The 10,077-nt window shown below is 58.7% G+C and carries 10 protein-coding genes; 9 read left to right on the top strand and 1 reads right to left on the bottom strand.

Annotated elements, in window-relative coordinates:
• Positions 1–273: 273 nt before the first annotated feature.
• Positions 274–741, bottom strand: coding sequence for an Lrp/AsnC family transcriptional regulator (locus ACFMBG_RS23620; RefSeq protein WP_421057095.1), 468 nt, complete (start codon positions 739–741; stop codon positions 274–276).
• Positions 742–1,249: 508 nt separating this feature from the next.
• Here ACFMBG_RS23620 and ACFMBG_RS23615 point away from each other — a divergent pair.
• The 9 genes from ACFMBG_RS23615 (at position 1,250) to ACFMBG_RS23575 (ending at position 9,749) form a co-directional block, all read left to right on the top strand.
• Positions 1,250–2,368: an aromatic ring-hydroxylating oxygenase subunit alpha gene (locus ACFMBG_RS23615; protein ID WP_421057094.1), complete on the top strand. Its 1,119-nt coding sequence runs from the start codon at positions 1,250–1,252 to the stop codon at positions 2,366–2,368.
• A 19-nt stretch (positions 2,369–2,387) separates the two neighbouring features.
• Positions 2,388–2,825, top strand: a complete 438-nt coding sequence (gloA, locus tag ACFMBG_RS23610) for a lactoylglutathione lyase (protein WP_421057093.1) — start codon at positions 2,388–2,390, stop codon at positions 2,823–2,825.
• Positions 2,826–2,828: 3 nt separating this feature from the next.
• Positions 2,829–3,227, top strand: a complete 399-nt coding sequence (locus ACFMBG_RS23605; RefSeq protein WP_421057092.1) for a cupin domain-containing protein — start codon at positions 2,829–2,831, stop codon at positions 3,225–3,227.
• Between the two features lie 159 nt (positions 3,228–3,386).
• A complete protein-coding gene (locus ACFMBG_RS23600) occupies positions 3,387–4,829 on the top strand; it encodes a glutamine synthetase family protein (protein ID WP_421057091.1) in 1,443 nt (480 codons plus the stop codon).
• Positions 4,830–4,852: 23 nt separating this feature from the next.
• Positions 4,853–5,698, top strand: coding sequence for an ABC transporter permease (locus ACFMBG_RS23595; RefSeq protein WP_421057090.1), 846 nt, complete (start codon positions 4,853–4,855; stop codon positions 5,696–5,698).
• Positions 5,699–5,767: 69 nt separating this feature from the next.
• A complete protein-coding gene (locus tag ACFMBG_RS23590) occupies positions 5,768–6,823 on the top strand; it encodes an ABC transporter substrate-binding protein (RefSeq protein ID WP_421057089.1) in 1,056 nt (351 codons plus the stop codon).
• 29 nt (positions 6,824–6,852) lie between these two features.
• Complete coding sequence (locus ACFMBG_RS23585; protein WP_421057088.1) at positions 6,853–7,650, top strand: ABC transporter ATP-binding protein; 798 nt, start codon at positions 6,853–6,855, stop codon at positions 7,648–7,650.
• A 49-nt stretch (positions 7,651–7,699) separates the two neighbouring features.
• The gene (locus ACFMBG_RS23580; RefSeq protein ID WP_421057087.1) at positions 7,700–8,713 is read left to right on the top strand and encodes an alpha/beta fold hydrolase; all 1,014 of its coding nucleotides are present in this window, start codon (positions 7,700–7,702) and stop codon (positions 8,711–8,713) included.
• A 742-nt stretch (positions 8,714–9,455) separates the two neighbouring features.
• Positions 9,456–9,749 (top strand): putative quinol monooxygenase, encoded by a 294-nt coding sequence (locus ACFMBG_RS23575; protein WP_421057086.1) that lies wholly within the window; start codon positions 9,456–9,458, stop codon positions 9,747–9,749.
• Positions 9,750–10,077: the final 328 nt, after the last annotated feature.

The following is a 10,077-nucleotide window of genomic DNA, read 5'->3' as shown; positions in this document are numbered from 1 at the left end:
AGAAACCTGTTCCCATAAGACGGAAACGAAACGATGGAATGAGCTTGACCCAAACGCCCGATTAGAGAAGCTGCCTTTTGCTGCGTTCTGTTTCAAGGGCGGAAAGCTGCGCTGTTTGTCTGTAGGCTTCCCTGTCCAAACCTATTTCTATGGGCCAGTTCGAAGTAGAGTTCCTCGCGCTGCACAAGGGGCTGGAAGCAACCGGAGCCAAGGCCTGCACCGCATTGGTTTTCCAGAAACCGCAAAATCGAAGCTGCTTGCGCAGTGTGGACCTCAGCGGTTTGCGGCTTCCTCACAATCCTCCACATCCCGTTTGAGCAAAAACTGATTCTTGAAGTTTTTCAAACCAAACATGACGTCTGCCTTGGCAATGTCTTCGCTGGCGTGGATCTCGTGCTCCAGAAAACTCTTCAGTGCGTCAGTGTCATCGCTGACCAATTCAATGATCAGGTCATAGCGGCCCGCGACCCACAGTATGAAAACGACGCGCGGGTCGTTCTCAAGCCTTTCCGCCACCTGCCGCGGGGTTACTCCTGCGGCAACGTTCACCCCGATCATTGCATCGGTAGTATACTCGGTGGCCACGGGATCCGACATCGCCACGATCCGCAGCATGTTGTTATCCCGCAGCCTGCTCACCCGGTTCCGGATTGTGCCTTCCGACACATCCAGTTTTTGGGCAATTTCGGAGAAGGCCATCCGTCCATCCTGCTGCAGCAGCCGGATGATCTGCTGGTTCAAGTCATCTCCCGGAGACCGGATGCTTTGACTGGCGCGTTTCGCACGCGAAGACACTTGCTGCTTTCCTTCCACTTGCCCGCTGCCCAATTACTGTTTCCGAAACGCAGGCTAGGACAACGCGCCGGAATCCGCAATTATCCAGTTCTGATTTGCTTAGCAAGGCCCTCTTGCCCGGCGAAAATCCTGCACACAGTATGGACTGCAAGGGCGCGATCTGCCTTGAAAACCCAACCCAGTTGCGAATCTCTGCAAATTTTCGAACCGGACATGCGAATTTCGCACCATGCGGACGCTTTCAGGCCAGAAGTTTCGCGATTCTTCCTTGAAAATTCCGCGATATGACGAAATTCGCAAATTTTTGTTGCCACGGCGTGCGAATTTCGCAAACATAGTCTTCAAGCTCTGCGAATGGCGCAAAACCTGCAAACAGGACGCCGGGGCAGGGACTGGTTCCATGCGCAGAACCCGATCAGGTCTGCCGCATGTGGCAGTGTCGAAGGGAGGAAGAATGACAATTGCCGAGCAAAGAGCGCGGGTTGCCAGCGGGCCGAAACACGGGCTGGCCGCCGAGGCGTATCGCAGTGAAGAGTTCTGGCAGAAGGAATGCCGGACGGTCCTGTCCAGGAACTGGGTGTTCATCGGGTTTGCCCACCAGATTGCAAACCCCGGCGACGCCAACCCCGTCAGCTGCGCCGGTCTGCCGCTTCTGACCGTCCGCGGTCAGGATGGCGGCATCCAGGTGTTCCACAATGTTTGCCTGCACCGCTGCATGACCCTGGTCGACAAGCCCAAGAATGTCGGCAAGCTGATCCGCTGCCCTTATCATGCCTGGGCCTATGATCTGGAGGGCCGGTTGCGCGCGGCGCCTCATTTTGCCGGCACCGGCAAGCAGGAGTTCGACGGTTTCGATCTGAAGGAACACCGCCTGAAGCCCGTCCGCACCCATGTCTGGCACGACTGGATCTTTGTCAATCTGGACGGCACCGCGCCGGAATTCGAAGACTATGCCGCGCCGCTGATAAACCGGCTGGAGGGCATCAACTACGGCAAGCTGGAACCGATCGGCCTGCTCGACTTCGGCGAGATCGCGACCAACTGGAAATTGATCATGGAGAATTTCATCGAACCCTACCATGTCCAGTTCGTGCATTCCTCGACCACCGATCAGCCGCTGGAGGATCACTATACCATCACCGACGGCAACTGCATCGGCAGCGCGGTGGATCTGAAGGAGGAGATCGGCACCGCGGGCAGCCTCGGCGTCAGCTCCCGCTATCTGACGCTTTATCCCAACTTCATCCTGGGCCGCTATTTCCCGGATCAGCTGGGTGTCTATCTGAACGTGCCCACCGGCCCCGGCAAGATGCGCCAGTACCGTGCGCTTTATACCACCGAAGGCCAGCAGCTATCGCCTGAGGAAATCGACGGCCTCAAAGAGCTCTGGTGGGACGTCCACAAGGAAGACCACGAGATGGTCGAACGGATGTACGAGGGCCGCAAATCCCCCGTTGCAGTTGATGGCGGCCTGCTGTCGCCCGCCTGGGAGGACAGCGTCCGGGCCTTCCAGGACCTGATCGAACGCGACATCGCCAATGACGGGGCCAGCGCCGCACCGGCAAACGCCTGAAGCACAAGGAACAAGACCAATGAGTGAACCCATTTCCAAGGGTTTCCGCCTGGCCCACACGATGATGCGGGTGATGGACATGGAGAAATCGCTGGAATTCTACTGCGGAATTCTGGGCATGGAGGTGCTGCGCCGCACCGACTACCCCGAAGGCAAATTCACCAACACCTTCATCGGCTACGGGCCGGAGGCGGAATCCCCTACCCTCGAACTCACCGCCAACTGGGACCAGGCGGAGCCTTACGACAAGGGCAACGGCTGGGGACACATCTGCATCGAAACCCCGGATGTCTATGCCGCCTGCGAACAGCTGGCCGCCGCGGGCGCGAAGATCACCCGCCCGCCGGGGCCGATGAAGAACGGCACCCGCATCATCGCCTTTTGCAAGGACCCGGACGGCTACAAGGTCGAACTGAACGAGAGCATCCTGAAACACCTGGCCAGCGAAGGGGCATAATCCATGGGCGACCAACCGCAGCTTTTCAAATTCGACCTGGTCCAGGAACGCTATGACACCATGGGCGGCAGTGACACCTACATCAAGCCGATGGTCACCAGCGAATTCAGCAAGTCCATGTGCGGCGGCATCAATGTTCTGAACAACATCAAGGTGCCGTGGGACCTGACCTGCGATGAGATCATCTACTGCCTCGAAGGCACTTTCCGCCTCGTCTGCGACGGCAAGGAATACATCTGCAACCGCGGCGACGTGCTCTTTGTGCCCAAGGACAACCACATCTCGTATGAGGCGGACGGCAAATGCGTGATCTTCTACGCCGCCTATCCGCACAATTGGAAACAGCTGGCCGGGATCACCGAGGTCCCGGGCATCGATCCGGCGGACTTTGTCCCCGGCTAAGCAACGCTACTCCTGGCGACTGGGCACCCTAGTCCGAGACCCGGGCGACGGGTTGCCCGCCCTTTTCGCCAGGTAATTGCAGAAAACGAAACCAAAACAACGCTGACCGGCCCCCGGCAGTGAACGGCACCCCTGTGCCATTCAATGGGAGAAACAAACATGCTGAAAGCCAACCCCGAAGCCAATATCTACTATGGCAATTTCCAGGATGCAGTGGAACGCAACCGCCCCCGCATTCCCGAAGTGCGCGAGCGCTTGGAATCTGCCGGCGTCAAATACGTCATGGCTGCCTGGATCGATCTGCACGGCATCCCCAAGACTAAACCGGTGCCGATGAGCGATTTCGAACCGCTTTGCCTCGGCAAGGGACCGCAGTTCGCGGTGCATTCAATCTCCTTTGTGCCGGAACTCAGCCCCGCCGACAGCGACCAGGTAGTGGTGCCGGATCTGGACGCCGTCTATATCTGCCCTTGGGACACTTCGATGGCGATCATCTTCTCCGACCTTTATTGGGAAGACGCGCCCTATAACGTCTGCCCGCGCCAAGCCTTGAAACGGGCCATGCACGAGGCCGCGCAGGAGGGCTATTCCGGCTTTGCCGGCGTCGAGCCGGAATTCATCGTGATGAAATACGACGAGGTCGGCCAGCCGGTTAAGGCCTTCGACGACGACCCGGCAGACGGTATGCGCCCGCGCCGTCAGGCCTTTGGCTACGACGTGGAATACTCCATCGACTCGATGCCGTTCCTGAAGGACATGATCGACATCATCGAAGGCCTGGGCTGGAACCTGCACGATGTGGTGGCCGAAGGCGCCTATTCCCAGTTCGAGCTGGACTTCCACTATACCAACATGCTGGAAATGTCCGACCGGCTGGCCTTCCTGCGCATCACCCTCAAAGAAGTGGCCAAGAAACACGGCATGTTCGTCACCTTCATGCCGAAACCAACGGTGGGCGACTGGCGCTCCGGCGCGCATATCAACATGTCGATGCAGCATGACAGCCGCCCGGGCGAGAACATCTTTGAAACCGCCGATGGCAGCGACTGGTCGGATGAGAGCCGCTGGGCCGTGGGCGGGCTGATGCAGCACGCCGAGGCGATTACCGCGATCACCTGCCCAACCGTGAATTCTTACAACGGGCTGGTGCCGCGGGTGGGCGGTTTCGAGGGCGGCACCGTGACCTGGGCGCCGACCAACATCACCTACGGCTTCAACAACCGTTCCGCACAGTTCCGCCTGCCGCAAAGCCGCCACTGCATCGAAAACCGCGCCTGCGACATGACTATGAATGTCTACCTGGCAATGGCGATGCATCTGAGCTGCGCGCTGAAGGGCATCAAAAACAAGATCGACCCGGGCAAGCCCACTGATTTCGACCTCTACTCCAAAACCGAGGCCGAGCTCACCGAACTCGGCATTCGCCGCCTGCCCCGCACGCTGTTCAACGCGATCGAGGCGCTGCGCCATGACGAGATGGCCGAACATGTGATGGGGCCGGTGATGCGCAAGTCGTACCTCGAATACAAGAACGACGAATGGGAGCGGTACCACCAGTCAGTGACCGACTGGGAAGTGCAGGAATATCTGCGCCTCTACTAATCCTCCCAGCAAAGGACAGACCCATGACCCAGGCCCTTCGGACTTTACCAGCAACCCGGGCCAAGGATACGCGCCCGAAACTGCGGATATTCGAGTTCAAATCGGATATCCCCGCATCCTGGCGCCTCACCCTCGGGGTGGCGGTCTGGATCCTGTTCTTTGCCATCTGGCAGATCACCGCCTGGTCCGGCGTGATGCCCGCAATCCTGCTGCCAGGGCCCGGCAAGGTCCTGACAGCGCTGTATACGCTCTTTGCAGAAAACGGTTTTCTGGGCGACGTTATGGTCAGTGTCTGGCGGGTGATGCTCAGCTTTGCCCTGGCCTGCGCCGTGGCGGTGCCGCTTGGCATCCTGATGGGCGCGTTCAAATCGGTCGAAGCGTTTTTCTCCCCCTTCGTTTCGGCTTGGCGCTACTTGCCCGCCCCTTCCTTCATTCCCCTGTTGCTGATGTGGTTCGGGGCCGGCGATGCGCAAAAACTGGCGCTGCTGTTCATCGGCGTGATCTGGTTCCTGATCACCCTGATTGCCGACCACACCAAGGCAGTGCCCAAGGATCTGATCAACACATCCGTGACCCTCGGTGGCTCCCGCTGGCAGGTGCTGCGCACGGTGGTGGTCCCGGCGGCGCTTCCCAACATCGTGATCGCCATGCGCCAGATGCTGGCGGTCAGCTGGACCTATCTGGTGATCGCCGAGATCACCGCCGCAGACGCAGGCATCGGCGCCATGATGATGCGCGCCAAACGTTTCCTGCATGTGGACCAGATCATGGCCGGCATCCTGGTGATCGGCCTTCTGGGGTTGATCTTCGACTACCTGCTGCGGGCGCTGCACGCCCGGGCATTCCAGTATCTCGACGAATATTCCTGAGGAACCGGAGCAGAACTCAAAAGAACAAGCCAACTAACAATGTGACGTCGCAAGGGAGGTACCGTGACGATGACCAAGAAACTGCTGAAATCCGCCAGCCGCTGCATTGCAGCCTTCGTGCTGGCAGGCGCCGCCGCCCCCGTATGGTCCGCGGAAAGCGTCAAGATCGCGGGCTTCACCTGGCCGGGCTACGGCTTCTGGCATATCGCTTCAGAAAAGGGCCTCGCCCCGGATCTGGACATCCAGTACCAGACCATCGAAGACCCCTATGAAAGCTTCAACCTCGTTGCTGCCGGTCAGCTTGATGTGGTCTCCTCCACCGCCGAATTCACTCCGGTCGGGGTTGAGCGCGGTCTGCCGGTCAAGCTGGTCGCATTCGGCAATCTGTCCAACGGCACCGACAAGGTCGTCGCAGGCCCCGGCATTGAAAATGCTGCCGACCTGGCCGGCAAAGAGGTCGCGGTGCTCGAAGGCGGCTTGGCGCAGATCTATGTCGCCATGTGGCTGGAGCAGAACGGCGCCGCATACGACTCCGTCGTCTACCGCAACATCATCGCGGACGATGCCTTTGCAGCCATGATCGGTGGTGGCGTGGCGGCCTCGGAGTTTTGGGAACCCTACGGCACCAACACGCTGAAGGCATTGGAAGGCGCCAGCATCCTGACCCAATCGGACGAGCCCTTCTGGCTGAAAAATGCCGTGGTCGCGGATGGCCACTACATGAGCAACGCGCTGATCAACGACCGCCGCGATGTGGCCCTGAAAACCATGCAGGCAATGTATGACGCCATTGCCTGGTGGAAGGAAAACCCGACCGAGGGCAACGAGATCATTGCCAAGGGCATGGGGATGAGCGTCGCGGATGTTGAGCTGGTTCTGGGCAAGGACGGCACCTCGCTGGATGGCGGGCTTTATGTCTACGACTTCATCGAAGCGGCGCAATTCTGCGGTGCTGCCCCGGGCAACCCGCCCTTTGAGCAGACCAACGGCCAAATGTCGGATCACTGGAACCTGGTCAGTGAGTGGTGGGTCAAGTTCGGCCTGATCCAAGAGGTCAAAGCGCCTGAAACCGGCGTCGAATGCAGCCTGCACAAGGAGCTTTACGACAGCGGCTACCGCGGCTGATCCACCTGACCTGCAAAGAGGGGCGCATCATGCATTCCAGCACCATTCTATCCGTCCAGAATGTCTGCAAGACATTCCCCACACGCGGCGGCGGGGTCGAGGCCTTGCACGATGTGTCCTTCTCGGTGGCCCGCAATGAACTCTGCGTGCTGCTGGGGCCTTCGGGCTGCGGCAAGTCCACCTTGCTCAATATCGTGGCGGGCCTGCACACACCAACAAGTGGCATCCTCAGCCTGGAGGGCCGCCCCATCCACGGCCCCGCCCGCGAGCGCGGCATGGTGTTTCAAAGCTACACCTCCTTCCCCTGGCTGACGGTGCTGGAAAACGTCGAATACGGCATGAAGCTGAACGGCATCCCCAAGGCGGAACGCCGCGAGCGGGCGCTGCATTACATCGATCTGGTGCATCTCACCAAATTCCGCGACTCCTACCCCAAGACCCTTTCCGGCGGCATGAAGCAGCGGGTTGCCATCGCACGCACCCTGGCCAACGCGCCGGAAATCCTTCTGATGGACGAACCCTACGGCGCGCTGGATGCGGAAACCCGGTGGCACATGCAGGAAATGCTGCTGGATATCATGCGCACGACGCAAACCACCATCCTGCTGGTCACCCATGACATTCAGGAGGCGATCTTCCTTGCCGACCGCATCGTCTTCCTCTCCGCCCACCCGGGCCGCCTCAAGACCATCCTCGAGTTGGATTTCAAGAAGGGCAAGGAGATCCGCAGCAAGGAAGATCTGGTGGAACTATCGGGATACCCAGAGTGCGAGCGCGAGATCATGCAGCTGATGCGCGGCGAAGCCAAGCAGGAAGAAGACGCCTAGCACTTCAGGTTCCGCCGGCGGGACCGATCAATTTTCAAAGGGTTTCAAAATGCAGGACTATCAAATCTTTGACCTGGGAGACTTCCCGCTGCTGTCAGGCGAGGTGTTGAAAGGCGCAAAACTTGCCTATCAGACCTACGGAAGCCTTTCGCCGGCGCGTGACAACGTCATCGTTCTGCCCACTTTCTACACCGGAACTAATTCCCGTAACGAAGGCTTCTTCGGCCCGGGGCGTGCCATCGACCCGGCGCGGCATTTCATCGTCAGCCCTAACTTGTTCGGCAACGGCCGCTCCTCCTCACCTTCCAATACGCCTGCCCCGCAGGACGGCCCGCGCTTCCCGCTGGTGCAGATGTGGGACAACGTCGCTGCCCAGCACCGGCTGATCCACGACCACCTGGGTATCGGACGGATTGCCCTGGTCGCAGGCTGGTCAATGGCCGGCTGCCAGTCCTACCAATGGGCGGCGCAATATCCGGATATGGTGCAGGCGATCCTGCCCTTCTGCGCTTCTGCGAAGACTTCGCCGCACAACTTCGTCTTCCTCGAAGGCGTCAAAGCTGCCCTTTGTGCCGACCAAAGCTGGAATGGCGGCAACTATTTGAGCCCGCCCGAGGCCGGGCTCAAAGCTTTTGGCAGGGGCTATGCAGGATGGGCCTTCTCGCAGACCTTCTACCGAGAGGGGCTCTACAGCCAACTGGGGTTCGAGACCATAGAGGACCTGCTGAAGGACTGGGAACAGGACCACGTGCAGGGCTGGGACGCCAACAACTTGCTGGCCAAACTCGCCACCTGGCAGGCCGGCGACATCTCAGCAGGGCCGCTCTACAACGGCGATTTCCAGGCTGCACTTGGCGCCATCAAGGCCCGCGCCATCCTGATGCCCTGCACCCAGGACCTCTACTTCCCGCCCGAAGACAACGATATCGAGGCCCGTCACATGCCGGGTGCCATCTTCCGCCCCTATAACTCGCCCTGGGGCCATTGCGCCGCTAATCCCGGCAATGATGCCGGCTTTACCGCCCAATTGGATGCAAACATCCGGGAGCTGCTAGGAGATTAGGGTCAGGATTTGTAGTTTGCAGTTCTCCGTCCAAGAAAAGCAAAACAACCAGAAGCAGGAGGTCCTCACCTGCTTATTCAAGAGCCCTCCAACTTGTCCGTTTGGAGCGGCTCCTCATTAGAAGACTGCGTTTAGCTGCCGTTGACGTCGATCACGACGAATGTCTGAATACCCTCCAAGAATCGGATTGTCTTGCAATCGCGCAATGAACTCCAAGACCGCGGCGAAAGGCAGGAAAGTCCCTCCTCGATGGTCCATCTAGGTTGCAGCGAAAAGACAGATTGAGGTTTTGGAATCTTCGTGGCTTTGAATAACCGCTCTGGCGACATCAGCTGCAACGCAGCGATGAGCGTGCTGCGCCCGCGAGCGGGTGCTGCGTCAGCAATAGCGGCGTAAGCGAAAGTCCGGTTGGTCCGGCATTGCAGTCGTTCGTGCCCTGGGATTCCTGGACTCCTGGCTGCGAAGGTCAGCGCAGGGCAGCCTCGGGCCCCTTGCGGCCTTGACCACCTGGTAGCCTTTCGCCGGTTCAGCATGCCTCGAACGGCGCTAAACGGTCATTCAATATACACTTTCTCAAACGATAAAAAACAGGATACAGGCCCTGCCGGGTTTTGGCTCTCCTATTCTATAGTATAGTCAGCCTGCCCGAAAAAGCTCGGGTAATACCGGAGGGATCATCTATTTTGCCCCCGACCGATTCACACGTGGAAACGTGTCTTGCAACTTGCGACCGGAGGTGGATATGGAGAGGGAACTGGTTCTCGTTTGGCTGAAGCCGTTGCCTGAACACTTTGCCAATCTTGCGATTGAACTGGAGGAAATGATCGCTGAGACCCGTGCTTTTCCGGGCTGCCTTGAGGCTTCGCTCGCTGTCTCTGAAGAGTACGGAGAAATTGTGATCCAACATGTCTGGCAAAGCCGAGCCGCACAGGACAGGTACCTTGAATGGCGGGCAGATAGAGGCGACTTGATTCACATAAGCGAGATGCTCGAAGAAGAGCAGTACTTTAGAACGTTCAAACTTATTGAGCCCTAGTGGCCTAGGGTCAGGATGCAAAGCCGGGCTCGCAAAGATTTATGCCAAGTCAAACCTCACCGCCGCGCTACGCAAGAACTATGCTAGCAGGAAATGCTTATCGGAGACGCTCCTGATTTCGATTAGCCCTTGCTCGCAATTGAAGGCTTCGAGGCAGAATTCAATAGCTGAGCGTAACGGTTAACGCTGCTTGCATTCCTGCTAAGTTAAGAATGCACACACTTGCTACTAACGACGATATCTGCTTTGACCAGGTACAATCAAAAACACAGGTGAAACATGGCAATAGATCTGAACGGGCTGAATGCGGCTGAACTCAATGCCCTGA

This window comes from Leisingera coralii (genome assembly GCF_049056525.1).
Taxonomy (GTDB): Bacteria; Pseudomonadota; Alphaproteobacteria; order Rhodobacterales; family Rhodobacteraceae; genus Leisingera; species Leisingera coralii.
The sequence above is the reverse complement of the archived record's forward strand: the minus strand, read 5'-3'. Positions and strand labels throughout refer to the sequence as shown.

Coding starts and splice junctions, on each gene's coding strand:
- ACFMBG_RS23615 (WP_421057094.1), top strand. CDS start 1,250: ATGACAATTGCCGAGCAAAGAGCGCGGGTTGCCAGCGGGCCGAAACAC.
- gloA (WP_421057093.1), top strand. CDS start 2,388: ATGAGTGAACCCATTTCCAAGGGTTTCCGCCTGGCCCACACGATGATG.
- ACFMBG_RS23605 (WP_421057092.1), top strand. CDS start 2,829: ATGGGCGACCAACCGCAGCTTTTCAAATTCGACCTGGTCCAGGAACGC.
- ACFMBG_RS23600 (WP_421057091.1), top strand. CDS start 3,387: ATGCTGAAAGCCAACCCCGAAGCCAATATCTACTATGGCAATTTCCAG.
- ACFMBG_RS23595 (WP_421057090.1), top strand. CDS start 4,853: ATGACCCAGGCCCTTCGGACTTTACCAGCAACCCGGGCCAAGGATACG.
- ACFMBG_RS23590 (WP_421057089.1), top strand. CDS start 5,768: ATGACCAAGAAACTGCTGAAATCCGCCAGCCGCTGCATTGCAGCCTTC.
- ACFMBG_RS23585 (WP_421057088.1), top strand. CDS start 6,853: ATGCATTCCAGCACCATTCTATCCGTCCAGAATGTCTGCAAGACATTC.
- ACFMBG_RS23580 (WP_421057087.1), top strand. CDS start 7,700: ATGCAGGACTATCAAATCTTTGACCTGGGAGACTTCCCGCTGCTGTCA.
- ACFMBG_RS23575 (WP_421057086.1), top strand. CDS start 9,456: ATGGAGAGGGAACTGGTTCTCGTTTGGCTGAAGCCGTTGCCTGAACAC.